The sequence below is a fragment of the Pseudomonas poae RE*1-1-14 genome (genome assembly GCF_000336465.1).
Taxonomy (GTDB): Bacteria; Pseudomonadota; Gammaproteobacteria; order Pseudomonadales; family Pseudomonadaceae; genus Aquipseudomonas; species Aquipseudomonas poae.
In genome coordinates this window covers 2,736,760-2,763,359 of the sequence record NC_020209.1, presented here as the reverse complement: position 1 = coordinate 2,763,359, position 26,600 = coordinate 2,736,760, and the positions used below count along the sequence as shown (strand labels likewise).

The following is a 26,600-nucleotide window of genomic DNA, read 5'->3' as shown; positions in this document are numbered from 1 at the left end:
AAGGACCCTCGTCTGGATAATGTAGGGTGAATAAACAGTCTGTGTGGGAAAGCGGAGTTTCGTTTATTAACTGTCGGTGTTCCAGCCGCCCCCCAACGCCTTGAACAGCGCGATGCTGGCTTGCACGCGCGATAGCCGCAGTTGCACGTTCGCGTCCTGCGCAGCGTAGAGGATGCGCTGGGCCGCAAGCAGCGTCAGCCAGTCTTCGGCGCCGGCCTGGTAGCGGCTTTCGGCGATCCGCAATGCCGCCTGCGCTTGCTGCAGTTCCTCGTCCTGCCATTGGCGCTGCTGGTCCAGGCGCGTGATGCTGCTCAGGGATTTCTCCACATCGGCAAAGCCGTTGAGGATGGCGGCGCGGTAGGTTTGCAGCAATTCGTCCTCGCGCGCGCGGGCCTTGTCGCGCTCGGCGCTTAAACGGCCATGGTCGAAGACCGGCGCCACCAGGCCGGCCGTCAGCGTGTAGTAGGGGCTGCGCAGGATCTCTGCGGCCTTGTAGGCGTCGGAGCCAACCGTGGCACCCAGGGTGACGGCGGGCAGCATGGCAGCGCGGGCCACGGTGACATCCGCCCGCGCGGCCGCCAGTTGCGCCTCGGCCCTGGCCAGGTCGGGGCGCCGGCTCAGCAGTTGGCTGGGCACGCCGGGGCCGATGCTCGGCCACGTCAGCGTGTGGAACGGTTCGGCCTCCAGCGCCAGCGCCTGCACCGGTTGGCCGAGCAGCGCGGCCAGGCTGATTCGGGATTCTTCGGCCAGTTGCAGCATCAATGGCACTTGGCGCTGCTGGCCGGCCACCAGGCTTTTCTGCTGGGCCAGTTCCAGTGCCGTGGCTGAGCCTGCGTCGTAACGGGTCTGCACCAGCTTGAGCACGTTGCGTGCGTTGGCCAGGTTCAGCTCGGCAATCTGCAGTCGCTCGTGTGCCGCCAGGGTTTGCGCATAGCGGTCGGCGACGTTGCCGAGCAGAGTCAGCTCCACGGTGGCGCGGTCGGACTCACTGGCGCGCAACCCATACAGGGCGCTGTCACGCGCGGCGGCGCGTCCACCCCAGAAGTCCACCTCATAGCTGGCACTGAAATTGGCGCCAAAATTGTCGACGGCATCATCGTTCTGCGAGACGTCCAGGTCGGGGCCGCCCTTGCCGCGCAGCAGTTTCTGATGACCGGTGGCGAGGTTGAATTTCACGTCTGGCAACAGTGGCGCACCCGCGATCACGGCGCTCGCCTGGGCTTGGCGTACGCGCGCCATGGCGGCGGCAACATCGAAGCTGTCGCGTCGGGCCTGGTCGATCAGCCGATCGAGCTGCGGGCTGCCAAATTGTGTCCACCAACGCTGGTTGATCGACTGGGCCGCCTCGCGCTCGGCGAATTGCCACGCGGCCGGCGCGGTAACGCCGCTGTCGACAATCGGCGGGTTACCGCCACAGGCGCTCAGCAACAGGCACACGCAGAGTGCCGACAGGTGCGGGATAAACGAAGATTTATTCACGGGTCAACGCCTTGACTGGATCGAGCCGGGCCGCTTTTCGCGCCGGCATAAAGCCGAACAGCACGCCGGTGACCAGTGCACAGCCAAACGCGCCGAGCACCGCCAGCAGCGAAAACTGCACCGCCACCTTGGCCAGCACCAACACGCCGCCCACCAGCAATGCCAGGGCAATGCCGAACAGGCCGCCCACCACCGAGAGCATCACCGCCTCGGTGAGAAACTGGCGCAGAATGTCGCGCTGACGCGCTCCGGTGGCCATGCGAATGCCGATCTCACGGGTGCGTTCGCGCACGGTCATCAACATGATGTTCATCACGCCGATCCCGCCCACCAGCAGGGAAATCGCGGCAATCGAACCCAGCATCAGCGACAGGGTGTTTTGCGTATGCGCCTCGGCCTGGATCATCGCCGCATTGTTGGTCAGCTCGAAGTCGCGCTTGCCGTTGTGCAGCTTGAGCATCAGCTCATTGATGGCCTGCTCGGCCTCTTGCACCTTGCGCGCATCGGCGGCGGCGATCACCACGTATTCGGGGTTGTAGCTGCCGAACAGGCGCACGCTGGCGGCGGTGTAGGGGATGGCGATGCGGTCGTCGCTGTCCTTGTTGCCGGAGCTTGCGCCTTTTTCCGCCAGCACCCCGACCACCTGGAAGGGCACGTTCTCAATCAGGATGTACTGGCCGATTGGATTGGCGACATCCTTGAGCAGCTTCTGGCGCACGCGATGGCCGATCACCGCCACCGTGGCGGCATTGCGTTCGTCGGCTTCGCTGAAATAGCTGCCCTCGACCACCGGCCAATTGAAGATGTCGGGGAAGTGGGTGTCATTGCCGCCCACATACGCCATGTAGTCGACATTGCCAAAGCGCACCCCCGCTTCGCTGCCATTGACCGGCATGATGCGTTGCACCTGGGGCAGCGTGGCCAGGGCCGCGACGTCACTGAGGCTGACCACCCCCGGCGGCGTGCGCGGGTTGGGCGAGGTGCCGCTGAGGTAGAGGATGTTGGAACCGAACGCGCCCATCTGCGCCATCACCTGGCGCTTGCTGCCTTCGCCAACCGCCAGCATCACCACCACCGATGCCACGCCGATGATGATGCCCAGCAACGTCAGCGCGGTGCGGAAGCGATTGATCCACATCACGCGCCACGCCGCTTGAACGGCGTCCACCAGCTCGGCCTTCCAGGCACCGTTGTGTTCGGCGCCGTCGACCAGGCGCTGGCGCAGGTCCACGGCCTGAAGGGCGTTGCCGTTGGCCGGCGCCGGCACGCCCCTGTCGCTGTCGGCGGAATCGCTGATGATCAGGCCGTCGCGAATCTCGATGATGCGGTTGGCGCGCGCCGCGACTTCGCGGTCGTGGGTGATCAGAATCACCACGTGGCCCTGGCTCGCCAGTTCGTCGAGCAGGGTCATGACCTCGGCGCCGCTGTGGCTGTCGAGGGCGCCGGTGGGTTCGTCCGCAAGGATGATATGGCCGCCGTTCATCAATGCTCTGGCAATGGACACCCGCTGCTGCTGGCCGCCGGAAAGCTGGTGCGGGCGGTTGGCGGTGCGTTCGGCCAGGCCCAGGCGGGTGAGCAGGGCGTTGGCGCGGGCATGACGCTCGGCGGCGCTGATGCCCGCGTAGATCGCCGGCATCTCGACGTTTTCCTGGGCCGAGCCCGAGGGAATCAGGTGGTAACCCTGGAACACGAAGCCAAAGGCTTCGCGGCGCAGCCAGGCCAGTGCATCGCCGTCCAGGTGCGCGACGTTTTCCCCGGCGAACAGGTAGTCGCCCACGGTCGGGCGGTCGAGGCAGCCGAGGATGTTCATCAGCGTGGACTTGCCGGACCCGGACGCGCCGACGATGGCGACGAATTCGCCGGCATGGATCGCCAGGTCGATGCCGCGCAACACATCCACCTGCGGGCTGTCGCCGCCGCCGTAGGATTTGCGGATGTTTTTGAGTTCGATCAGCGGCGTCGTCACCTCAACCTCCGCTGCCGTCGACCGGGCCGATCAACAGGTGATCGCCCTCGCTGAGGCCGTCGAGTACCTCGACCCGCAGCCGGTCGCTGATGCCCAGGCGCACCTGACGCTCCTCGATGCGCCCGTTCTGCGCGACCACGCGGGCCAAGCTGCCGTGCAAGGCGGCGACCGGCGCGGTGAGGGCGTCCCTGACTTGCCCTGCAACGAAAAATACCTGGGTGGTCATGTCGGCCATCAAGGCGTTGTCGGTGTTGTCCACGTCCAGCAGCACGGTGTACAGCACCACGCGGCCGCTGCCGCTTTTGTTGCTGCTGGGGCTGCCGCCGCCCTGGCTGGTTTCGTTCAGCGGCTTGGGCGGGATCGGCAGGATTTGCCGCACGGTGCTGGTCCAGCGACGGCTGCCACCACTGAGCGTGGTGAAGTAGGCGGTCATGCCCGGTTTGACGTGGCCGATGTCGGCTTCCGAGACCTCGGCCCACACCGTCATCGGCGACAGCCTGGCGATGCGCAGGATCAACGGCGTCTGCTGCTGTGCGTTGAGCGTCTGTCCGACGCGGGCGTCCACCGCCACCACAGTGCCGCTCATCGGCGCATAGATGCGCGTGTAGCCCAGTTCGGCTTCGTCGCTGCGCAAGCTGGCCTGGGCCTGGCGGATCTGCGCCTGGAACATCTCGACGCGCGCCTGGGTGGCGCTCAGCTCGGCCCTGGCGGCCTGCACGTCTTCTTCGCGCGTCGCGTTGCCCGCCGCCAGGCGCTGCTGGCGTTGAAATTTCTGCCGCGCCAGTGCGTGCATCGCCTGTTGTTCCTGCAATTGGGCCTTAAGGTTTTCGATGGCGTAGCGACTGGCGTCGAGTTTGGCTTTTTGTGTGGAAGGGTCGATCTCCACCAACAGTTGGCCTGCCTTGACCTGATCGCCGGCTTCGACATGAATGTCGCGGATCTGCCCCGACGCCTGGGCACCCACATCCACGTATCGGCGCGGTTGCAGAGTGCCCAGTGCGGTCACGCTGTTTTCAATGTTGCCGCGCGTGACGGTGACCGTGGTCAGCGCATCGCGGCTGGGCGGCAGGTTGTACCAGGTGATCAGCGCAATGAGCGCAGTCAGGCACGCCACAGCAGGCAGGGCGCGTCGGGCGAGGCGAGGGCGTTTCATGCGTGGGTTCCAGCCAGGGTGTGGGCCGCAGTCGCGGGGAGCTGACTGATATACGAGGAAAATGCGCGCAAATTTAGGCGCTTACACAGGCTGTAACAGCGCCGATGAATAAAAAAAAGCCGCGTCAATGCGAGACTTCTTTAAAAGTAGATGAGAATTACTATAAATTGCACGCACCCAAACTGCCATCACGATGGCCTGCAGGGTTGTCATTTTTGCCGCCACGAAACAGTCGGGAGTCAGGTTGGAAAACTACTATCGCGAGCTGGTGTGTTTCCTCAACGCCAGGGTGGGCAACCGTCAAGTGGCCGAAGATGTGGTGCATGACGCGTACGTGCGGGTGCTGGAGCGCACCAGCAACACACCCATCGACCAGCCCCGCGCCTTTTTGTATCGCACCGCGCTGAACCTGGTGATCGACGGCCACCGGCGCAACGCCCTGCGCCAGGTCGAGCCATTGGAGGTGCTCGACAGCGAGGAGCGTTTCGCCAGCGGCTCGCCCCATGCCAGCCACGATCAGGCCCAGCGCCTGGACATGCTCGAACGCGCCCTGGCCGAGCTGCCGAGCGCGTGCCGCGACAGCTTCCTGCTGCGCAAGCTCGACGGTTTGTCGCACCTGCAGATCGCCGAGCGCCTGTGCATTTCCCGCGCGCTGGTGGAAAAACACATCGTCAACGCCATGAAGCACTGCCGCGTGCGCATGCGCGAGTGGGAAGCGCACTGATCAGCTGTTAGTTAAATTTTATTTCACTGTCCTCGTTTCCTATCAACACACGGCCTGTTGTTCAGGCCTTGAAGGTATTCCCGCCCCATCCGCCAAGGGGCTTATCCAGAGGACACTGGAATGACACAGGCAATTGCTTCGCCCGCGGTTCACGACCTGATCGGTATCGGTTTCGGCCCTTCGAACCTGGCGCTGGCCATCGCCCTGCAGGAGCGTGAAAAAGCCCAGGGCAAACTGGACGTGCTGTTTCTCGACAAGCAGGCCGACTACCGCTGGCACGGCAATACCCTGGTGACCCAGAGCGAACTGCAGATCTCCTTCCTCAAAGACCTGGTCACCCTGCGCAACCCCACCAGTCCTTATTCCTTTGTCAATTACCTCAAGGCCCACGACCGTCTGGTGGACTTCATCAACCTGGGCACCTTCTATCCGTGCCGCATGGAGTACAACGACTACCTGCGCTGGGTGGCGGGGCAGTTCCAGGCCCAGGCCAACTACGGCGAGGAAGTCCTGGCCATCGAACCGATCCTGCATCAGCAGCAGGTCGAGGCGCTGCGCGTGATCTCCCGCGATACACAAGGCGAGCAGCACGTGCGCACCACCCGTTCGGTGGTGGTCAGTGCCGGCGGCACCCCCCGGGTGCCCGAGGCGTTCAAGGCGCTCAAGGGTGATGGCCGCGTTTTCCACCATTCCCAATACCTGACGCGCATGGCTCAGCAGCCCTGTGTCGAGGGCAAACCCATGCGCATCGCGGTGATCGGCGGCGGCCAGAGCGCGGCCGAAGCCTTCATCGACCTCAACGACAGCTTCCCCTCGGTACAGGTGGACATGATCCTGCGCGGGTCGGCGCTCAAGCCGGCCGATGACAGCCCGTTCGTCAACGAAGTGTTCTCGCCGGCCTTTACCGACCTGGTGTTCCAGCAGGTCGGTGCCGAGCGTGAGCGGCTGGTGGCCGAGTACCAGAACACCAACTATTCGGTGGTGGACCTGGACCTGATCGAGCGCATCTACGGCATCTTCTATCGCCAGAAAGTCTCGGGCATCGCGCGCCAGGCATTTCGTACCATGACCGTGGTCGAAAAAGCCAGTGCCGGCCCGTTGGGCATCGAACTGGTCCTGCGCGATAACGCCACCGGGGAAACCAGCGTCGGCCATTACGACGCAGTGATTCTCGCCACCGGCTACGAGCGCCAGATGCACCGCGAGCTGCTGGCGCCGCTGCACGCCTACATGGGCGATTTCGAAGTGGCGCGCGACTACCGCATCGTCACCGACGAGCGCTGCAAGGCGGGCATCTACATCCAGGGGTTCAGCCAGGCCAGCCATGGCTTGAGCGACACCTTGCTGTCGGTGCTGCCGATCCGGGCCGATGAGATTGCCGCCTCCTTGTATGAAAATGATCGTCATCGTGGTCAAGGCCGCTCGGTGCAGGACCTGCTGCTGGCCACCGCCAGTTGATCTCCCTTTGCAGGAGCGAGCATCCTCGCTCCTACAGACGGTACTTGTGACACCGCCGGGCCGCTGATACTGTACAAAAAACCAGTATCGGTAGTCTTCCATGCAGTTGATCGAAAAACTCAGCATCCTCGCCGACGCCGCCAAGTACGACGCCTCCTGCGCCAGCAGCGGCGCGCCCAAGCGCAGTTCGGAAGGCAAGACGGGGCTGGGCTCCACCAATGGCATGGGCATCTGCCACAGCTATACGCCCGACGGCCGGTGCGTGTCGCTGCTCAAGGTACTGCTCACCAACTTCTGCCTCTACGACTGCCAATACTGCGTCAACCGCCGCTCCAGCGATGTGCCCCGCGCGCGGTTCAGCCCGGAAGAGGTGGTCACCCTGACCCTGGATTTCTACCGGCGCAATTGCGTCAGCGGGCTGTTTCTCAGTTCCGGCATCATCCGCTCGTCGGACTACACCATGGAGCAACTGGTACGGGTGGCCAAACTGTTGCGCGAAGAACACGACTTTCGCGGCTACATCCATCTCAAAACCATCCCCGACGCCGACCCGGCCCTGATCGCCGAAGCCGGGCGTTATGCCGATCGCCTCAGCGTGAACATCGAGCTACCTACCGAGGCCAGCCTGCTGACGCTGGCGCCGGAGAAGCAGATCGTGTCCATCAAGCAGGCCATGCAGACCATCTACACCGGCGAGCAAACCGTGCGCAACGAACCGCGCGCGCCACGTTTTGCACCGGCCGGGCAGAGTACACAGATGATCGTCGGCGCCGATGACACCGACGACAGCACCATTCTCCACGGCGCCGAAGCGCTCTACGGTAATTTCAAGCTGCGCCGCGTGTATTACTCGGCGTTCAGCCCCATTCCCAACAGTCCGAAAAGCGTGCCCCTGGCCGCACCGCCGCTGATGCGCGAGCACCGTCTGTACCAGGCGGATTTCCTGTTGCGCAGCTACGGCTTCAGCGCCGGCGAACTGCTTGCAGGCCCCGGCGACCTGGCGTTGGATATCGACCCCAAACTGGCTTGGGCCCTTGAGCATCGCGAGGTCTTCCCCCTGGACCTCAACCGCGCCGAGCCAACCCTGATCGCGCGCATCCCGGGCATTGGCCTGCGCACCACTCAGCGGCTGGTCGACCTGCGCCGCGAACGCAAGATCCGCTTTGAAGACCTGGCGCGCATGCGCTGCGTGTTGGCCAAGGCCAAGCCGTTCTTCATCACCAGCGACTACCACCCGCAACAGGCCGACAGCACCAGCGTGCTGCTGCGCGAGCAATTGCGTGACCGCCCCGCGCCGCAGCAAATGGGCTTGTGGGGATGATCAGCCTGGAATGCGACAACCTGTTCAGCACCTGGCGCGAGCAGGCGCGCTGGCTGCTCAGTCATCAGGTTGACCCGAGCCAGGTGAGCTGGGGTGCGACGGAAGTTGCCGACCTGTTCGCCACCGACCAGGCCATTCCCGACACGCCGGGGCCATTCCAGGCGCGGATTCCCAAGGCGCTGATCGACCTGCTGGCGTCTGCCGCGTGTTATCACGGCGACCAACGCTGGAGCCTGCTGTACGAGGTGTTGTGGCGGGTCAGCCATGGCGACCGCACCGCGATGCTCGCCGGCGACAAGCTGGGCAGCGAGTTGCAGCGGCGCATCAAGCAGGTGAGCCGCGAGGCGCACCATTTGCACGCGTTCGTACGCTTCATCGCGCTGCCGCCCGAGGCCGGCCCGCAGTTGCCGGAATACGTGGCTTGGCACGAGCCGGCCCATGACATCTTGCACTCGGCCAGCCAGCACTTTATCGGACGCATGGGGCGTCATCGCTGGATGATCGCCACGCCGTTGGATGGGGTGTATTACGACGGCGAGCAGTTGATTCATCAACGCCGGTGCCCCGAAGCGTGGCAACAACTGGCGCAGAATGTCGAAGACCCCCACAGCGCCATGTGGTTGACCTATTACAGCCATATCTTCAACCCGGCGCGGCTCAACCCCAAGGTCATGGAAGGGCACTTTCCCAGCCGGTTCTGGAAGAACCTGCCGGAGGGCAAGTTGATCCCGGGATTGATCAGCGAAGCGCGCACGGGCAAGCAGAAGGATGGTCAGGCCAGGTTGATCGGCGCCAAGCCTGGTAAACGCATCTCAAGCGGGCAGGGTTAAAACCTGTGGGAGGCGCAGCAAGCCGGAACGTCTGTGGCGAGCGCGCTTGTTGTGGCGAGCGGGCTTGCCCCGCGTTGGGGGGCGAAGCGCCCCCAATCCAGCAAAACACCGTGTACCTGATACGGCTCAGCGCGTGGTTTTGGGGCTGCTGCGCAGCCCAACGCAGGACAAGCCTGCTCGCCACAGGGAATCTGCGCTTAACTGAACGGCATTAGGGCAAGCCCGCTCCTACATTGGTATTGTGGCGTTTGCTCAATCGCCGTCAGCCAGGAGGAATCATGTCTACCGCTGTTCGCCTCGCCCAAACCGCCGATGCCGAGGGCATCAGTCAGGTCATCCTGGCGGCCTTGCACAGCAGCAATGCGCGGGATTACCCGGCCGATGTGATTGCTCGCGTGGCAAGCAACTTCAGCCCCGAGGCGGTGCTTGCGCTGCTCACTCGCCGCGTTGTGCTGGTGGCCGCCCAGGGTCAGACAATCGTCGCCACGGCGGCCCTCGACGGCAATGTGGTGCGCTCGGTGTTCGTCAACCCGGCGCTGCAAGGGCAGGGCATTGGCCGTTTGCTGATGATCGAGATTGAACTGCGCGCCCGGGAGGCCGGCGTAACGGTATTGAGCGTGCCGTCCTCGCTGACGGCCGAGCCGTTCTATACCCGGCTGGGGTTTCATACGGTACGCACTGTTTACCACGGCAACGAACGCACGCTGGTGATGGAAAAGGCGCTGTCGTCGCGCCACCCCATCGTGCCTTATCGCGACCGTCAGCATCGTGCACAGGTGGCGGCGTTGTGGCGGGAAGCCTTTGGCTACGACACCGCGCATAACCTGCCGACCCTGGCCATCGATAAAAAGCTGGCGGTCAACGACGGTTTGTTTTTCGTGGCGACGGATAAAAAAACCGTGATCGGCACGATTCTCGCCGGGTATGACGGTCATCGCGGCTGGTTGTATTCGGTGGCGGTGCACGTGGACTATCGTCGGCACGGCCTTGGCTCTTCACTGGTACGCCATGCGGAACAGGCACTGACCGCGCTGGGTTGCATGAAGATCAACCTGCAGATCACCGGCGGCAACGAGGCCGTGGTGGGGTTCTATGAGGCGCTGGGGTATGGCGTGGAGCCGAGGACCAGCATGGGCAAGAAGATTAGCGAGAATATCCCGCCGTCAGCCTGAGAGCGCTGCAAACAAATGCGGGAGGGAGCGAGCCCCCTCCCACAGTGTTTTACGGTGTTGCTGGCCTAGACCTTGACGATCCAGCCCGCCGGCGCTTCAACATCGCCGGTCTGCACGCCGGTCAGCTCTTTGTAGAGCTGCTGGGTGATCGGGCCCACTTCGGTTTCGCTGTGGAACACATGCATCTTGCCGTTGTACTGGATGCCGCCAATCGGCGAAATCACGGCAGCGGTGCCGCAGGCGCCGGCTTCCTTGAACTGGTCCAGCTTGTCGATGAACACGTCGCCCTCGACCACGGTAAGACCCAGGCGGGTCTGGGCCAGTTCGATCAGCGACAGGCGGGTAATGCCCGGCAGCACCGAAGGCGACTTCGGCGTGATGAACTGGTGGTCGTGGGTGATCCCGAAGAAGTTGGCCGAACCGACTTCCTCGATTTTCGAGTGGGTCATCGGGTCCAGGTAGATCGCATCGGCGAAACCGGACTTCCTGGCTTCGGAGCCCGGCATCAGGCTGGCCGCGTAGTTGCCTCCGACCTTGGCCGCACCGGTGCCTTGTGGCGCGGCGCGGTCAAAAGTGGAGATCTGGAAGTTGTGGGGCACCAGGCCGCCCTTGAAGTAGGCGCCAACCGGGATGGCGAATACCGAGAAGATGAACTCGGGCGCCGTGCGCACGCCGATGTTTTCACCGGTGCCGATCACGAACGGGCGCAGGTACAGCGCGCCGCCGCTGCCGTACGGCGGGATGAACCGCTCGTTGGCCTTGACCACTTGTTTGCAGGCGTCGATGAAGTCTTCGGTGGACACATGCGGCATCAGCAGACGGGCGCAGCTGCGCTGCATGCGCGCGGCGTTCTGATCCGGGCGGAACAGGTTGATCGAACCGTCCTTGCAGCGATAGGCCTTCAGGCCTTCAAAGCACTGCTGGCCATAGTGCAAGGCCGTGGAGCCTTCACTGATGTGCAGCACGTTGTCATCGGTCAGGGTGCCTTCCTGCCATTCGCCGTTTTTCCAGACCTGGAGAAAACGTTTGTCGGTCTTGATGTAGTCAAAACCCAGCTTGTCCCAATTGATGCTTTCGTTACCCATGACACCCTCTATTTCTGGTCAAGTCGGTTTTTTCTGGATGGTGGCAACAATACTGCATTCTTGGCCGGTGTGGGAGCCACAGGGTGGACAGCTTCAGACTCTGTATCGACTGATTCACCGGCATCACAGGCAAGCCCCACCCCGGTTTTACAGGTGCAACGCGTGCCCCAACGCCCTTAACGCCGCTTCCTGCACCGCTTCGCCGAGGGTTGGATGGGCGTGGATGGTGCCCGCCACATCTTCCAGGCGCGCACCCATCTCCAGGCTCAGGCCAAACGCGGTGGACAGCTCCGACACCCCGACCCCCACGGCCTGCCAGCCGACAATCAGGTGATTGTCACGCCGCGCCACCACCCGCACGAAGCCGCTTTTGGACGCCAGCGTCATTGCCCGCCCGTTGGCCGCGAACGGGAAGCTCGCCACGATGCAATCCAGGCCTGCCGCCATGGCCTGCTCCGGGGTCTTGCCGACCACCACCAGCTCCGGGTCGGTGAAGCACACCGCCGGGATCGCAGCGGGGTTGAATTCGCGGGCCTTGCCGCTGATCAGTTCGGCGACCATTTCGCCTTGGGCCATGGCGCGGTGCGCCAGCATCGGCTCGCCGCTCAGATCGCCGATGGCGTACACATTGCGCATGCTGGTCTGGCAGCGGCTGTCGATTTTGATCGCCGCGCCGTTCATGTCCAGGTTCAGCGCTTCGAGGTTCCAGCCCCGGGTGTTGGGTGTGCGACCCACGGCCACCAGCACCTGATCGGTTTCCAGGGACAAGGTATCGCCATTGGGATCACGCACCTGCAATTTATCGTCGGCAAAACCGATCACGCTGTGCTTGAGGTACAGCTTCACCCCCAACTGCTTGAGGGATTCGTTTACCGGTTGAGTCAATTCGGCATCATAGGCCGGCAGGATGCGATCCTGCGCTTCGACCACGCTGACGTCGGCGCCGAGCTTGCGGTACGCGATGCCCAGCTCCAGGCCGATATAACCGCCACCCACCACAATCAGGCGCTTTGGCACTTGCGTTGGAGACAGCGCTTCGGTGGACGAGATGATCGGCCCACCCATCGGCAGCATCGGCAGGTTGACGCTTTTCGAACCGGTGGCCAGCAGCAGGTGCTCGCACTGAATGCGCTGGTCGCCGACCTCGACGGTCTTGCCGTCCACCACCCTGGCCCAGCCGTGGATCACCTGCACCTTGTGCTTCTTCAGCAGCGCGGCGACGCCAGTGGTCAGACGGTCGACGATGGCGTCTTTCCATTCCACGCTTTTCTGAATGTTCAGGGTTGGCGCGGCCACTTCGATGCCCAGCGCCGACCCCTGGCTGTGATGCTCGGTGTGCTGAAACTGCTCGGCCACATGGATCAGTGCCTTGGACGGAATGCAACCAATGTTCAGGCAGGTGCCGCCCAGGGCCTGGCCTTCCACCAGGAGGGTCGGGATGCCCAGCTGGCCGGCGCGAATGGCCGCCACATAGCCGCCGGGGCCGCCGCCTATAATCAGCAGCGTGGTGTGTAATGTCTGGGTCATGCCCTTACTCCAGAAACAGGCTGGCGGGTTGTTCGAGCAGGCCGCGAATGGCCTGGATGAATTGCGCCGCGTCCATGCCATCGACCACGCGGTGATCGAACGAGCTGGAGAGGTTCATCATCTTGCGCACCACGATATGGCCCTTGATCACCATCGGACGTTCAACGATGCGGTTGACGCCGACGATGGCCACTTCCGGCAGGTTCAACACCGGCGTGCTGACGATGCCGCCCAACGCGCCGAGGCTGGTCAGGGTGATGGTCGAGCCGGACAGTTCCTCGCGGCTGGCCTTGCCGTTGCGCGCCGCGGCGGCCAATCGCGCGATTTCCTCGGCATTGCCCCACAGGCTGCGTGCCTCGGCGTGACGCACCACCGGCACCATCAGGCCGACATCGCTCTGGGTGGCAACGCCCACATGCACTGCGCCCAGACGTGTAATGACCTGAGCTTCGTCGTCGTACCGCGCATTGATCTGCGGAAACGCTCGCAGCGCAACGACCATGGCCCGCACGATAAACGGCAGCAGCGTCAGCTTGCCGCGCGTGGTGCCGTGCTTCTCGTTAAGGTGCACGCGCAGCTCGTCCAGCGCCGTCACGTCGATCTCTTCCACATAGCTGAAATGCGCGGCGCGGCGGGTGGCGTCCTGCATGCGCTGAGCGATCTTGCGGCGCATGCCGATTACCGGGATCTGTTCTTCATCGCGGCGCTCCGCGTAAGGGTTCGACGCCATGGAAGCCGTCGCTGAACCCTGTTGCAGATAGGCGTCGAGGTCTTCATGCAGGATTCGCCCGGCCGGGCCGGACCCCTGCACCAGACGCAATTGAATGCCGGCATCCAGCGCATGCTTGCGCACGGCGGGAGAGGCCAGCGGGCGCTCGTCGCCTTCACGGGCCACCGGGGCGGCAGCGGGTTTCGCTGCAGCCACCGGCCGTGCTGGTTTGGCGGCCTCCACCGGCGCGGCCTTCACGGGCTCGCTTGCAACCACCGCCGGCGCCTCCTTGGCATTGCCCGCGCCTTCCACTTCAATGCTGATCAGCACACTGCCCACGGCCATCACTTCACCCGGCTCGCCGCCGAGGGCGATCACCTTGCCATGTACCGGCGAGGGAATGTCCACCATCGCCTTGTCGGTCATCACGTCCGCCAGCACTTGGTCTTCGACGACCATGTCGCCAACCTTCACATGCCACACCGACAACTCAACTTCCGCGATGCCTTCGCCAATGTCCGGCATCTTGATAACGTGCGTGCCCATTCAGACCTCCATGACCCGTTTCAACGCCGCGCCCACGCGGGACGGCCCTGGGAAATACGCCCACTCCTGCGCGTGCGGGTAGGGCGTGTCCCACCCGGTCACGCGTTCGATCGGCGCTTCCAGGTGGTGGAAGCAGTGCTCCTGCACCAGCGCCACCAACTCGGCGCCAAAGCCGCAGGTGCGCGTGGCTTCATGCACCACCACACAACGACCGGTCTTTTTCACCGATTTGACGATGGTCTCCAGGTCCAGCGGCCACAGGCTGCGCAGGTCGATGACTTCAGCGTCGATGCCGGTTTCGTCGGCGGCGACCTGCGACACATACACCGTGGTGCCATAAGTCAGCACGGTCACGGCCGACCCCGGACGCACGATGGCGGCCATGTCCAGGGGCACGGTGTAATAGCCGTCCGGCACCTGGGCTTGCGGATGCTTCGACCACGGGGTCACCGGGCGGTCGTGATGGCCATCGAACGGGCCGTTGTACAGGCGCTTGGGCTCAAGGAAGATCACCGGGTCATCGTTTTCGATGGATGCGATCAACAAGCCCTTGGCGTCATACGGGTTGGACGGCATCACCGTGCGCAGCCCGCACACCTGCGTGAACACCGCTTCGATACTCTGGCTGTGGGTCTGGCCACCATAGATGCCGCCGCCGCAGGGCATGCGCATGGTCAGCGGCGCAGTGAACTGGCCGGCTGAGCGGTAACGCAGACGCGCGGCTTCGGAGATGATCTGGTCGGTGGCGGGGTAGACGTAGTCGGCGAACTGGATTTCGGCGACCGGACGCAGGCCATACGCGCCCATGCCCACGGCCACGCCGACGATGCCGCTTTCGGAGATCGGCGCGTCGAACACCCGCGAGCTGCCGTACTTGGTCTGCAAGCCCTCGGTGCAGCGGAACACGCCGCCGAAATAGCCAACGTCCTGGCCGAACACCACCACGTTGTCGTCGCGCTCAAGCATCACGTCCATCGCCGAGCGTAGCGCCTGGATCATGGTCATGGTGGTGGTGGTCATGGCGGTGTCCAGTTCGATGCTGTTGTTGTGATCGTTCATGTCAGATCCCCAGCTCCTGACGCTGGCGCTTCAAGTGCTCCGGCATCTCTTTGTAGACGTCTTCGAACATGGTCGCGGCGCTTGGAATCTGGCCGCCGGCGAGGGTGCCGTACTGTTCGGCCTGTTTTTGCGCGGCGATCACCTCGGCTTCAAGTTCGGCGCTGACCGCCGCGTGTTCCTCTTCGGACCACTGGCCGATCCTGATCAGGTGCTGCTTGAGGCGGGCGATCGGGTCGCCGAGGGGAAAGTGGCTCCAGTCGTCGGCCGGGCGATATTTGGACGGGTCATCGGAGGTGGAGTGCGGGCCGGCGCGGTAGGTGACCCATTCGATCAGGGTCGGTCCCAGGTTACGGCGCGCACGCTCGGCGGCCCAGGCGGAGGCGGCATACACCGCGATAAAGTCGTTGCCGTCCACGCGCAGCGAGGCAATGCCGCAACCCACACCGCGTCCGGCGAAGGTGGTGGCTTCACCACCGGCGATGGCCTGGAAGGTGGAGATGGCCCACTGGTTATTGACCACATTGAGGATCACCGGCGCGCGGTACACGTGAGCGAAGGTGAGGGCGGTATGGAAGTCCGATTCGGCGGTGGCGCCGTCGCCGATCCAGGCCGAGGCGATCTTGGTATCGCCCTTGATCGCCGAAGCCATGCCCCAGCCCACACCCTGTACGAACTGGGTGGCAAGGTTGCCGGAAATGGTGAAGAAACCTGCGTCTTTCACCGAATACATGATCGGCAACTGGCGGCCCTTGAGCGGATCGCGCTCGTTGGACAGCAATTGGCAGATCAGGTCCACCAAGGGCACATCGCGGGCCATCAGGATGCTTTGCTGGCGGTAGGTGGGGAAGCACATGTCGTCGATGTTCAAGGCCAGGACCTGGGCGCTGCCGATGGCTTCTTCGCCAAGGCTCTGCATGTAGAACGACATTTTTTTCTGACGCTGAGCGACCACCATGCGGTTGTCGAAGATTCGCGTCTTGAGCATGGCGCGCATGCCTAGGCGCTTGACCTCGACAGGGACCTCTTCGGCCCACGGCCCGAGGGCCTGGCCCTGGTCGTCGAGTACGCGGATAAGGCCCTTGGCCAGGTCGGCGGTGTCGGCGGGTTCTACGTCGATGGCGGGTTTGCGCACCGTGCCAGCGTCGGTCAGGCGCAGGTAGGTGAAGTCGGTCTTGCAGCCTGGTCGTCCCGAAGGTTCGGGAACGTGCAGGCGCAGCGGTGCATACGGCTGGTTCATGGCTTTCTACGCTCGATCTTGTGAATTTCTTGTAGTGGGCGCGCTAGCTGACGGTCAGTCCTCGGGTAGAGGAAGTCCTGTCCTACAACAATCATAGGCGGGGCGTAGAAGAATATTTATCTGTGTTTCGTTGCGCTGCCGATCATTTGCGGATAAAAAAACTGCATAAACATAATAAACAGGTGATTTTGTCTCATGCGCAAACTGGACCGTACAGATATCGGCATTCTCAACGCGCTGCAGGAGAACGCTCGCATCACCAACGCCGACCTCGCCCGCTCGGTCAACCTGTCACCCACGCCGTGCTTCAATCGCGTGAAGGCCATGGAAGAGCAGGGGTTGATTCGCGAGCAGGTGACGCTGCTGGATGCCGACCTGCTGGGGCTGCATGTGAATGTGTTCATTCATGTGAGCCTGGAGAAACAGAACGAGCTGGCGTTGCAGCAGTTCGAAGGCGCGATTTCGGACCGGCCGGAAGTCATGGAGTGCTACCTGATGGCCGGCGACCCGGATTACCTGATCCGCGTGCTGGTGCCAACGATTCAGGCGCTGGAGCGGTTCATGATGGATTTTCTGACCAAGGTACCGGGGGTGGCCAATATCCGCTCCAGTTTTGCGTTGAAGCAGGTGCGCTACAAGACGGCGCTGCCGCTGCCGGCCAATGGCATCAGCCTCGGGTCCTGACTCAACACTGGACAACGTGAGAGGGGGCTTGCTCCCGATTGCGGTGGCCTAGTCACTGAATGGGTGACTGCCACCCTGCAATCGGGAGCAAGCCCCCTCCCACACGGGAATCGCATGTCAAAGTCGGTTGAGGGGGATCTTCAGGTAAGTCACGCCATTTTCTTCCGCCGGCGGCATATTCCCCGCCCGCACATTCACCTGGATCGCCGGCAACAACAGTGTTGGCATCCCCAACCCGGCATCACGGGTGGTGCGCATCGCTACAAACGTCGCTTCATCCACGCCGTCATGCACATGGATATTGCCCGCGCGCTGCTCAGCCACGGTGGTCAGGCACTTGGCTTCGCGGCCCTCTGGCGGATAGTCGTGGCATACATACAGCTGGGTGTGCGGCGGGAACGCCAGCAGCTTGCGCATCGAGGCATACAATTGCCGCGCATCGCCGCCGGGGAAGTCGCAGCGGGCGGTGCCGACGTCGGGCATGAACAGGGTGTCGCCCACCAGGATCAGGCGGTCGTCGATCAGGTAGGCCATGTCGGCCGGTGTGTGCCCCGGCACATGCAGCGCCTGGGCTTTCAGGGCGCCGATATAAAAGACTTCGTCCGGCGCAAACAGATGGTCGAACTGTGAGCCATCGGCGCGAAACTCCGGCTCCAGGTTGAACAGGTTCTTGAACACCCCCTGCACCTTGCTGATCGACTGGCCGATTGCGATCTTGCCGCCCAGGATCCGCCGCAGGTACGGCGCGGCGGAGAGGTGATCGGCATGGGCATGGGTTTCCAGCAGCCATTGCACCTGCAGGCGATGTTCACGCACGAAAGCAATGACCTTGTCGGCCTGGCGGGTATCGGTGTGCCCGGAGGCCGGGTCGTAGTTGAGCACCGAGTCGACGATGGCACAGGGGCCGTCGTCCGCTTCATACAGGACGTAGGTGTAGGTCGACGACGCCTCGTCCAGAAAGGCTTGTATCAACGCGGGCATGGCGGCGGTCCTTGGTGGTGGATTGCGGCTTACATTCGAGATGTTTTCCACATAGGCTTGCGAGCTTAAGGGAAAAAAACGGTTCGAGGCAAAGGATCGACCTGTAACCGGGCGTGACGCCATCCGGCAGCGTCCCTGTGTGCATTGACAAAAAAAGGCAGTAGACCATGACCGAACAACACTGGGGCCCAACCATCAGTGGCGATATCGTCGTCATCGGCGGCGGCTCGGCAGGCATTGGCCTGCTCGCCAGCCTGCTCAAGCGCGATCCGCAGCTGAGCATTACGCTCATCGAGCCGAGCGACCACCACAGCTACCAGCCCGCCTGGACGTTGGTCGGCGGCGGTGCCTACGACCTGCACAAGACCCGCCGCCCGCTGGCCGACGTATTGCCCAACGGTGTCACCTGGATCCAGGCGGCCGTCACTGAACTGCTGCCCGACCAGCAAACCCTGGTGCTCGACAGCGGCCAGCGCGTGAGCTGGAACACGCTCATCGTCTGCCCCGGCCTGCGTCTGGCGTGGGAGAAAGTCGAAGGCCTGCAGGACACCCTTGGCCAACACGGCGTCACCTCCAATTACAGCTATCAGCACGCGGCCTACACCTGGCAATTGGTGCAGCAACTCAAGGGCGGCAAGGCGATCTTTACCCAGCCGGCCATGCCGATCAAATGCGCGGGTGCGCCGCAAAAGGCCATGTACCTGTCCTGCGATCACTGGCTCAAACAGGGTCACCTGAAAAATATCGACGTCGAATTCAATCTGGCCGGCGCCGCGCTTTTCGGTGTGGCGACCTTCGTACCGCCGCTGATGAAGTACGTGGAAAAATACAACGCGCGGCTGGCCTTCAATTCCAACCTGATCAAGGTCGATGGCCCGGCACGCAAGGCCTGGTTCGAGGTGAAGGGGGCCGACGGCAACGTCAGCGTTGAGGAAAAACCCTTCGACCTGCTGCACGTGGTGCCGCCGCAAGTCTCCCCGGATTTCATCCGTCAAAGCCCGCTGGCCGACGCCGCCGGCTGGTGCGAGGTGAACCCCCACAGCCTGCAGCATCTGCGCTACCCGCACATTTTCGGGCTGGGCGATGTGTGCGGCACCAGCAACGCCAAGACCGCCGCGGCGGTGCGCAAGCAGATCGTGGTGGTTGCCGAAAACCTGCTGGCCCTGCGCAAACAGGCGCCGTTGCCGCTCAAGTACGACGGCTACGGCTCCTGCCCGTTGACGGTGGAGAAGGGCAAGGTGGTGTTGGCCGAGTTCGGCTACGGTGGCAAGCTGCTGCCGACCTTCCCCCTGGACCCGACCCGGGCACGGCGTTCGATGTGGTTCCTCAAGGCCACGCTGCTGCCGTGGTTCTACTGGAACGGCATGCTCAAGGGCCGCGAGTGGCTGACCCGCCTGAGCAAGGTGGACTGAATGCTGCTGGCGAGTGTGTTGGGTGTATTGATGGGCCTGGTCATGGGCTTGACCGGCGCGGGCGGCGGCATCCTCGGAGTGCCGGCGCTGGTGCTGGGACTGGGGTTGACGATGACCCAGGCCGCGCCGGTGTCACTGCTCGCGGTGGGCGCGGCGGCGGCGGTCGGTGCGATTGACGGCCTGCGCCACGGGCTGGTGCGTTATCGCGCGGCGCTGTTGATTGCCTTGCTCGGTGCGCTGTTTTCACCGCTGGGCGTGTTCGTGGCTCATCAGCTCTCGGAAACGGTGCTGATGGGGCTGTTCAGCGCGTTGATGGTACTGGTGGCCTGGCGCATGTTGCAGCGCGAAAAGGTCGAGCCCGGGCCGAGCGACCATGGCGCCGCGCTGTGGGGGCAGAAGAACTGCATGCTCAATCAGCAGACCGGGCGCCTGGCGTGGACCGCCAAATGTAGCGCCACCCTGGCTGCGCTGGGTGCCGTTACCGGTGCTGTCTCGGGCTTGTTGGGCGTGGGCGGTGGCTTCCTGATCGTGCCGGCGTTCAAACAATTGACCGATGTGCAAATGCGCGGAATTGTGGCGACGTCGTTGATGGTGGTCAGCCTGCTGTCGTTGATCGGCGTGGTGGGGGCGTTTCATGCGGGGGTGAGCATCGAGCCGGTGGGCTGGGCGTTCATTGGCGCGAGTGTCGTCGGCATGTTGATTGGGCGGCGATTGGGTTCGGTGATTGCGGCGCGCACGTTGCAGGTGGGGTTTGCCAGTTTGTGCGTGTTGGTTGCCGTTGGGATGTTGTTAAAGGCTTTGGTTTAGGGGGCTACCTATCCGTTATTTATGTGATGACGGCTGACGGTGCGGCGCCCCAGATCAAGAGCGCGGCGACCTTAGAGCCGACCGGGATTGCCTGCCGTACGCTGTGACTGTGGGAGCTGGCTTGCCTGCGAAGGCATCGACTGGGTTTTCCTGATGGATTGAGGTGTCTGCATCGCAGGCAAGCCAGCTCCCACAGAGAAGCGGATTGGGACAAATCATGCTTCTGCCCTGCTTTTGATCTGCTTTGCTTTGGCTTTTTATTTTGATCTCAGGCGCCCCGTCAACCACGCTGGCCGCACGCAGGCTTGAATCCGTGGGTAACTTTGGGCTGGGCCGGCATTCCGGCTCTTTTCCAAAGTGACCCGTCTTAAGGGCGGAACCGCCAGCAGCCGTTACGGCTGACGGTGCGGCGCCCCAGATCAAGAGCGCGGCGACCTTAGAGCCGACCGGGATTGCCTGCCGTACGCTGTGAATGTGGGAGCTGGCTTGCCTGCGAAGGCATCGACTGGGTTTTCCTGATGGATTGAGGTGTCTGCATCGCAGGCAAGCCAGCTCCCACAGAGAAGCGGATTGGGGACAGATCATGCTTCTGCCCTGCTTTTGATCTGCTTTGCTTTGGCTTTTGATTTTGATCTCAGGCGCCCCGTCAACCACGCGTGCGGGCACACCGAGCCCCAGCGAGGTGCCGAGTGGTGGGGCAAGAGCCTTTTGGTTACTTTGGGCTGGGCCGGCATTCCGGCTCTTTTCCAAAGTGACCCGCCGTAAGGGCGGAACCGCCAGCAGCCGTTACCTAAATAACGGATATGCACACCAAAAAAGCCACCGGCAGCCGCGCTCGCCGATCCCCTCATTTACCCACCCACCGCTGGCAAGATGAACTCCACTCGCGTTTACTGTCTCTGAGCATGGATTTCACCGACTTCCCCGTCGGCTCACCAAGGTCACCCAATGGACAACTACACCCCCCACCCCTGGCAGCCCCACGAGCGACCGACCTTGCCCGGTTCGCCGTCGACGCCGCTGCATCCCACCCACAAGCGCTGGCTGTTCGCGCTGGTCGGTGCGCTGGTGGCGATCACCGGGGGGCTGGGTAACGCACTGGTCATCGCCAACCTGCAATACCTGCAAGGCGCCCTCGGTGCGACCACCGCAGAGATGGCCTGGCTGCCCGCTGCCTACGTGATGACCAACGTGTGCATGAACCTGTTGCTGGTGAAGTTTCGTCAGCAGTTTGGCCTGCGTGCGTTCACCGAGGTGTTTCTGGTGCTCTACGTGCTGGTCACCTTCGGCCATTTGTTCGTCAACGACCTCAGTTCGGCCATCGCCGTGCGGGCGGCCCATGGCATGGTGGGGGCCGCGCTGAGTTCGTTGGGCTTGTACTACATGATCCAGGCCTTCCCGGCCAAGTGGCGCTTGCGTTCGCTGGTGCTCGGGCTGGGCACCGCGCAGTTGGCCTTGCCGTTGGCGCGGTTGTTCTCCGAAGACCTGCTGCAGATTGCCGAATGGCGCGGCTTGTACCTGTTTGAACTGGGCTTGGCGCTGATCTGCCTGGGCTGCGTGTTCCTCCTCAAATTACCGCCCGGCGATCGCTTCAAGACCTTTGAAAAACTCGATTTCCTCACCTTCGCCATCCTCGCCACCGGCGTGGCCCTGCTGTGCGCGGTGCTGTCCCTGGGGCGTATCGACTGGTGGCTGGAGGCACCCTGGATCGGCGTGGCGTCGGCCTGTTCTTTGGTGCTGATCATGGCGGGCCTTGCCATCGAGCATAACCGCGCCAACCCGCTGCTGATGACGCGTTGGCTCGGCAGCGGCGTGATGATTCGTCTGGCGCTGGCGGTGATCCTGATTCGCATGGTGCTGTCGGAGCAGTCCACCGGCGCAGTGGGTTTCATGCAGATGCTCAACATGAGCTACGAGCAGATGCACACGCTGTACGTGGTGATGCTGGCCGGCGCGCTTGCGGGGCTGGTGGTCAGTGCGTTGACGATCAACCCGGCGCACCTGCTGATGCCGCTGGTGATTTCCCTGGCGCTGATGGCCACCGGCTCGGTCATGGACAGTTTCTCCAACAACCTCACGCGGCCGCAGAACCTGTATGTCAGCCAGTTCCTGCTGGGCTTTGGCGGCACGTTTTTCCTCGGGCCGACCATGGTGCTCGGCACCAAAAACGTATTGGCCAACCCGCGCAACCTGGTGAGTTTTTCGGTGATGTTCGGCATTTGCCAGAACCTCGGCGGGCTGATCGGCGCGGCGTTGCTCGGCACCTTCCAGGTCGTGCGTGAGAAGTACCATTCCAGCATGATCGTCGAACACCTGACCCTGCTCGACCCGCGCGTGGCGGCGCGGGTGCAGAGCGGCGCGGCGGCCTATGGCGGGGTGATCGCCGATCCGCAGTTGCGCAACCTGCAGGGCATCCGCAGCCTGGCCACGGCGGCGACCCGTGAAGCGAACGTGATGGCCTACAACGATGTCTTCATGCTGATCGCGATCATCGCGATCCTTACCATGAGCTGGATCTTCATTCGCAGCCTGTGGCTGATGAGCACCACCCAGGCAGTTCCTCCCGTTCAACCCAGCGGCGCACCTTCATGACCGAACCGACCACCACAACCACCAATGCCATCGCTGCCACGCCGGAAGGCAGCACGCCGCCGGGCGCCACGGCGACCGAGCCGCGCTCCTTGCGGGTGCGCATCCTCTCTTCCCTGGGCTTTGCCGCGATTGCCATCGTCGGTGTGTTGATCGTGCTCTACGCCTGGCAGTTGCCGCCGTTCAGTAGTGCGGTGGAAACCACCGAGAACGCGTTGGTACGCGGCCAGGTGACGATCATCGGCCCGCAGCTCAGCGGTTATGTGTTCGAGGTGCCGGTGCAGGACTTCCAGTACGTCAAGGCCGGCGACCTGCTGGTGCGCCTCGATGACCGCATCTATCAGCAGCGCCTCGACCAGGCGCTGGCGCAACGGGCGGTGCAGAAGGCGGCGTTGGCCAATGTGGTGCAGCAGCGCAACAGCGCGCAAGCCACCATCAAACTGCGCCAGGCCGCACTGGTGGACAGCCAGGCCCAGGCGCGCAAAAGCAGCGCCGACCTGCGCCGCAACGAAGAACTGATCAGCGATGGCTCGGTGTCCAGGCGCGAGCTGGACGTGACCCGCGCCGCGCAGGCGCAAACCGTTGCAGCGGTGGCCCAGGCCCAGGCCAATCTGGAGATTGCGCGGCAGGACCTGCAGACAGTGATCGTCAATCGCGGTTCGCTGGAAGCGGCGGTGGCAAGTGCCGATGCCGCGGTGGCGCTGGCGCGTATCGACCTGGCCAACACGCGCATCACCGCGCCGCGCGACGGCCAACTGGGACAGATCGGCGTGCGCCTGGGCGCCTACGTCAATTCCGGCGCGCAGTTGATGGCGCTGGTGCCCAACCAGCTGTGGGTGATCGCCAATATGAAAGAAACCCAGATGGCCGACGTGCAGATCGGCCAGCCGGTGTCTTTCACTGTGGATGCACTGAACCACCGCAGGTTTCATGGCACGGTGCAGCATATTTCGCCGGCGACGGGCTCGGAATTCAGCCTGTTGCAGGCGGACAATGCCACTGGCAACTTTGTGAAGATCGCCCAGCGGGTGCCGGTGAGGATTAGCGTGGACCCGGGGCAGGCGGACAGCGAGCGGTTGCGGCCGGGGTTGTCGGTGGTGGTGAGTATTGATACTGCAGGACGGCTGAAGAACAGCCCGCCCTGACACGCCGCTATCGCAGGCAAGCCAGCTCCCACAGGGTTTGTGGTGTTACAGGGGCGTGTATTTCAAGGTGAAGTTGAGTTGGGTTGACTGGTGTTGTTCCAGCAGCTTCAAGCCGGGTCGGCCGGGCAGGTGATGGGCATTGACCGGATGACTCACCGGCTCGATGCAAAAGAATTCAAGCCCCGGCGGGCAGTACAGGAGGAAGTAATCGGCGCCGGTGGCCTCGCATTCCAGGGCATAGGCCAAGTCCGGCTGTTCGATCCGGCAGCGCCCATCCCACTGGCAAAAGCCGTTGTCCACCAACGCCTGAGGCAACTCTTTGAGTTGGCGAAAGTCCCAGGCTTCGGGAATCGGCGCCAACGCCGTGGGTAATTTGGAGGCATCGCTCATCCACACCTGCGACGCCCTGGCCTGCAACCGCGTGCCCGGCCTGCGGGGCAGGTAGGGATGCAAGCCCAAACCGTGCCAGGCCGGCTGGGCGGCCAGGTGGGTCACCCGCAATTGAATGCTCAGTTCACCGTCGCTCAAGCCAAACCGCTGCTCGGCGCGATAGGCGAACGGCGTCTCGCAGACCATCGCCAGCACCACTTCCTCCGCCGTCCGGCTCACGACCTGCCAGGGCTGTTGCCAGGCCGAGCCATGAATCGGCAGGGGATCGGTGAGGCTGTTGGGCGTCAACGCCAGCCAACCCTCGGGGTTGTCAAAACCGCCTTCGGCCACCCGGTTCGACCAGGGCGCCAACGGATAGCACCCCAGCTTGCCCGGCAACCCGGTACTGATCGCATGCTCATCGCTGTGTCGCAACAGCGGCTGCCCGGTGGCGCGCACCGTCCAGTTGACGATGCTGCCACCCACTGCAGGGGACAGGGTGAGGCGCGTCAGGTGATCCTCCAGCTCGATCATCACAGCACCACGCTCGGCAGCCACAGCGACAGCGCCGGGATGTAGGTCACCGCGATCAGCACCAGGAACAGTACCGCGTAGAACGGCAGCAGCGCCTTCACGGTTTTCTCGATGGTGGTCTTGCCCACCGCCGCGCCGACAAACAGCACCGCGCCCACCGGCGGGGTGATCAGGCCGATGCCGAGGTTCACCAGCATGATCATGCCGAAGTGCACCGGGTCGACGCCGATGCCGACGATCACCGGTAGCAGGATCGGTGTGAGGATGAGGATCAGCGGCGCCATGTCCATCACCGTGCCCAGCAACAGCAGCATGGCGTTGATGCACATCAGGATCACGTAGCGGTTGTCCGAGAGGGTCAGGAACATCGTGGTGATCTTCGCCGGGATCTGCATCAGGGTCATGATGTAGCCGAAGCTGGCGGCGAAGGCGATCAGGATCATCACGATGGAAATGGTACGCACCGTGCGGTGCATCAGCTTGGGCAGCTCGTGCCATTTGTAGTCGCGGTAGATGAACATGGTCACGAAAAACGCCCACAGCACCGCAATCGCCGCCGACTCGGTGGCGGTGAAGATGCCCGAGAGGATGCCGCCAAGGATGATCACCATGGCCATCAGGCCCCAGAGCGCGTCGGCGGCGATTTTCAGCGCCTGCTTCAGGGGGATGACTTCGCCCTTGGGGTAGTTGCGTTTTTTCGCGAAGATCAGGCACAACACCATCAGGCACGCGCTCATCAACAGCCCCGGCACCACGCCGGCCATGAACAGCGAGGCAATCGACACCGTGCCGCCGGCTGCGAGGGAGTAGAGCACCGAGTTATGGCTGGGCGGGGTCAGCAGGGCCTGCACCGAACCGCTCACGGTAACCGCCGTGGCAAACTCCCGGGGGTAGCCACGGCGTTCCATTTCCGGGATCAGCACCGAGCCCACCGAGGCGGTGTCGGCCACCGACGAGCCGGAGATGGCGCCGAAAAACGTCGAGGCCATGATGTTGACCAGCGACAGGCCGCCGCGCACAAAGCCTACCAGCACCCCGGCAAACGCCACCAGCCGCCGCGACATGCCGCCCTCGGCCATGATCGCGCCGGCCAGTACGAAGAACGGAATTGCCATCAGCGAAAACTTGTTCACCCCGCCGGCCACCTGAATCATCAGCGCCTGGAACGGAATGTCGATCCACCATGCGCCGATCAGCGCCGAAAGCCCCAAGGCGTAGGCCACCGGCATGCCGATCAGGATCAGGGCGACAAAGCTGCCGAGCAGAATCAATGCGTCCATATCAGGCAGCTCCTTCGCTTTCTTCAACCAGGTCGAAACGCACCACGCGGCGATTGCTCTGGTCGCCCAGCAGAAGTTTTTCCAGCACGAACACCAGGGTCAGCAGCCCGCCGATCGGGATCGGCATGTAGGTGATGCCCACGCGCAGGGTGGGGATGGCGCTCATGAACTGGTTCCAGGTGGACAGGCACAGCTTGCTGCCCCAAATGGTCATGAACAGGCAGATGGTCGCCATCAACAGTTGCGAGAGGACGCCGACGATGCGGCGTTGGGCGGGCGGCAGGCGGTCGGTGACCATGGCCACCGACATGTGTGCGCCGGCGCGGTAGCTGGCGGCGGCGCCAATGAAGGTGAATACCAGCATCAGCAGGATCGCGGTGGGCTCCGGCCAACTGGAGCCGGTGCCGAGAATGTAGCGGGCGAAGATGCCCCAGGGAATGATCAGCGCCACCCCCAGCACGGACAGGCCGGCGACCCAGATACAGGTCATGTAGAGGCGGTCATTGAAGCGCAGCAGTAGATTCTTCATGGCG

The 26,600-nt window shown here is 63.4% G+C and carries 22 protein-coding genes; 10 read left to right on the top strand and 12 right to left on the bottom strand.

Annotated elements, in window-relative coordinates; genetic code table 11:
* Positions 1–66: 66 nt before the first annotated feature.
* The 3 genes from H045_RS11845 to H045_RS11835 are packed head-to-tail and all read right to left on the bottom strand — an operon-like array spanning position 67 to position 4,598.
* Positions 67–1,479 (bottom strand): efflux transporter outer membrane subunit, encoded by a 1,413-nt coding sequence (locus H045_RS11845; RefSeq protein ID WP_015372480.1) that lies wholly within the window; start codon positions 1,477–1,479, stop codon positions 67–69.
* Positions 1,472–3,445: a MacB family efflux pump subunit gene (locus H045_RS11840; RefSeq protein ID WP_015372479.1), complete on the bottom strand. Its 1,974-nt coding sequence runs from the start codon at positions 3,443–3,445 to the stop codon at positions 1,472–1,474. Before H045_RS11840 ends, H045_RS11845 begins: the two co-directional genes overlap by 8 nt.
* Before the next feature lies 1 nt (position 3,446).
* The gene (locus H045_RS11835; protein ID WP_015372478.1) at positions 3,447–4,598 is read right to left on the bottom strand and encodes an efflux RND transporter periplasmic adaptor subunit; all 1,152 of its coding nucleotides are present in this window, start codon (positions 4,596–4,598) and stop codon (positions 3,447–3,449) included.
* A gap of 193 nt (positions 4,599–4,791) precedes the next feature.
* Here H045_RS11835 and H045_RS11830 point away from each other — a divergent pair, with 193 nt between their 5' ends.
* From H045_RS11830 to H045_RS24530, 5 genes are all read left to right on the top strand, one after another.
* On the top strand, positions 4,792–5,322 hold the full coding sequence (locus H045_RS11830; RefSeq protein ID WP_049818578.1) for a sigma-70 family RNA polymerase sigma factor: 531 nt from the start codon (positions 4,792–4,794) through the stop codon (positions 5,320–5,322).
* A gap of 120 nt (positions 5,323–5,442) precedes the next feature.
* A complete protein-coding gene (locus H045_RS11825; protein ID WP_015372476.1) occupies positions 5,443–6,780 on the top strand; it encodes a lysine N(6)-hydroxylase/L-ornithine N(5)-oxygenase family protein in 1,338 nt (445 codons plus the stop codon).
* Positions 6,781–6,880: 100 nt separating this feature from the next.
* Positions 6,881–8,101: a putative DNA modification/repair radical SAM protein gene (locus tag H045_RS11820; RefSeq protein ID WP_003234222.1), complete on the top strand. Its 1,221-nt coding sequence runs from the start codon at positions 6,881–6,883 to the stop codon at positions 8,099–8,101.
* Complete coding sequence (locus H045_RS11815) at positions 8,098–8,931, top strand: TIGR03915 family putative DNA repair protein (RefSeq protein WP_003234220.1); 834 nt, start codon at positions 8,098–8,100, stop codon at positions 8,929–8,931. The genes H045_RS11820 and H045_RS11815 overlap by 4 nt, the downstream gene beginning before the upstream one ends.
* Before the next feature lie 278 nt (positions 8,932–9,209).
* Positions 9,210–10,103 carry a GNAT family acetyltransferase gene (locus H045_RS24530; RefSeq protein WP_003234218.1) on the top strand — a complete coding sequence of 298 codons (894 nt, stop codon included), beginning with the start codon at positions 9,210–9,212 and terminating at the stop codon, positions 10,101–10,103.
* Between the two features lie 65 nt (positions 10,104–10,168).
* Here the strand turns inward: H045_RS24530 and H045_RS11800 are convergent, their stop codons facing one another.
* The 5 genes from H045_RS11800 to H045_RS11780 all read right to left on the bottom strand — a co-directional run bounded on the left by H045_RS11800 (position 10,169) and on the right by H045_RS11780 (position 16,266).
* A complete protein-coding gene (locus H045_RS11800) occupies positions 10,169–11,188 on the bottom strand; it encodes a branched-chain amino acid aminotransferase (protein WP_003234216.1) in 1,020 nt (339 codons plus the stop codon).
* 147 nt (positions 11,189–11,335) lie between these two features.
* Positions 11,336–12,715: a dihydrolipoyl dehydrogenase gene (lpdA, locus tag H045_RS11795; RefSeq protein WP_015372475.1), complete on the bottom strand. Its 1,380-nt coding sequence runs from the start codon at positions 12,713–12,715 to the stop codon at positions 11,336–11,338.
* A gap of 4 nt (positions 12,716–12,719) precedes the next feature.
* Positions 12,720–13,970 carry a dihydrolipoamide acetyltransferase family protein gene (locus H045_RS11790; protein ID WP_015372474.1) on the bottom strand — a complete coding sequence of 417 codons (1,251 nt, stop codon included), beginning with the start codon at positions 13,968–13,970 and terminating at the stop codon, positions 12,720–12,722.
* The gene (locus H045_RS11785; RefSeq protein WP_015372473.1) at positions 13,971–15,029 is read right to left on the bottom strand and encodes an alpha-ketoacid dehydrogenase subunit beta; all 1,059 of its coding nucleotides are present in this window, start codon (positions 15,027–15,029) and stop codon (positions 13,971–13,973) included.
* A 1-nt stretch (position 15,030) separates the two neighbouring features.
* Positions 15,031–16,266, bottom strand: coding sequence for a 3-methyl-2-oxobutanoate dehydrogenase (2-methylpropanoyl-transferring) subunit alpha (locus H045_RS11780; RefSeq protein WP_015372472.1), 1,236 nt, complete (start codon positions 16,264–16,266; stop codon positions 15,031–15,033).
* A 195-nt stretch (positions 16,267–16,461) separates the two neighbouring features.
* Here H045_RS11780 and bkdR point away from each other — a divergent pair, with 195 nt between their 5' ends.
* Positions 16,462–16,950, top strand: a complete 489-nt coding sequence (gene bkdR, locus H045_RS11775; RefSeq protein WP_003234208.1) for a Bkd operon transcriptional regulator BkdR — start codon at positions 16,462–16,464, stop codon at positions 16,948–16,950.
* A 117-nt stretch (positions 16,951–17,067) separates the two neighbouring features.
* On the opposite strand, the gene H045_RS11770 is transcribed toward bkdR, so the two are convergent.
* Positions 17,068–17,931, bottom strand: a complete 864-nt coding sequence (locus tag H045_RS11770) for an MBL fold metallo-hydrolase (protein WP_003234207.1) — start codon at positions 17,929–17,931, stop codon at positions 17,068–17,070.
* Positions 17,932–18,098: 167 nt separating this feature from the next.
* On the opposite strand from H045_RS11770, the gene H045_RS11765 reads away from it, so the two are divergent.
* The 4 genes from H045_RS11765 (at position 18,099) to H045_RS11750 (ending at position 23,884) form a co-directional block, all read left to right on the top strand.
* Positions 18,099–19,343: an NAD(P)/FAD-dependent oxidoreductase gene (locus tag H045_RS11765; RefSeq protein ID WP_015372471.1), complete on the top strand. Its 1,245-nt coding sequence runs from the start codon at positions 18,099–18,101 to the stop codon at positions 19,341–19,343.
* Positions 19,344–20,150 carry a sulfite exporter TauE/SafE family protein gene (locus H045_RS11760; protein WP_003234202.1) on the top strand — a complete coding sequence of 269 codons (807 nt, stop codon included), beginning with the start codon at positions 19,344–19,346 and terminating at the stop codon, positions 20,148–20,150.
* Between the two features lie 948 nt (positions 20,151–21,098).
* A complete protein-coding gene (locus H045_RS11755) occupies positions 21,099–22,742 on the top strand; it encodes an MFS transporter (RefSeq protein WP_015372470.1) in 1,644 nt (547 codons plus the stop codon).
* Positions 22,739–23,884, top strand: a complete 1,146-nt coding sequence (locus H045_RS11750; RefSeq protein ID WP_003238237.1) for an HlyD family secretion protein — start codon at positions 22,739–22,741, stop codon at positions 23,882–23,884. Before H045_RS11755 ends, H045_RS11750 begins: the two co-directional genes overlap by 4 nt.
* Before the next feature lie 45 nt (positions 23,885–23,929).
* Here the strand turns inward: H045_RS11750 and H045_RS11745 are convergent, their stop codons facing one another.
* The 3 genes from H045_RS11745 to H045_RS11735 are packed head-to-tail and all read right to left on the bottom strand — an operon-like array spanning position 23,930 to position 26,596.
* Entirely contained in the window at positions 23,930–24,787 is an 858-nt protein-coding gene (locus H045_RS11745; protein WP_041931501.1) for an aldose 1-epimerase, read from the bottom strand.
* Positions 24,787–26,067 (bottom strand): TRAP transporter large permease, encoded by a 1,281-nt coding sequence (locus H045_RS11740; protein ID WP_003238241.1) that lies wholly within the window; start codon positions 26,065–26,067, stop codon positions 24,787–24,789. Before H045_RS11740 ends, H045_RS11745 begins: the two co-directional genes overlap by 1 nt.
* 1 nt (position 26,068) lies before the next feature.
* Positions 26,069–26,596, bottom strand: a complete 528-nt coding sequence (locus H045_RS11735) for a TRAP transporter small permease (RefSeq protein WP_015372468.1) — start codon at positions 26,594–26,596, stop codon at positions 26,069–26,071.
* Positions 26,597–26,600 lie beyond the last annotated feature (4 nt).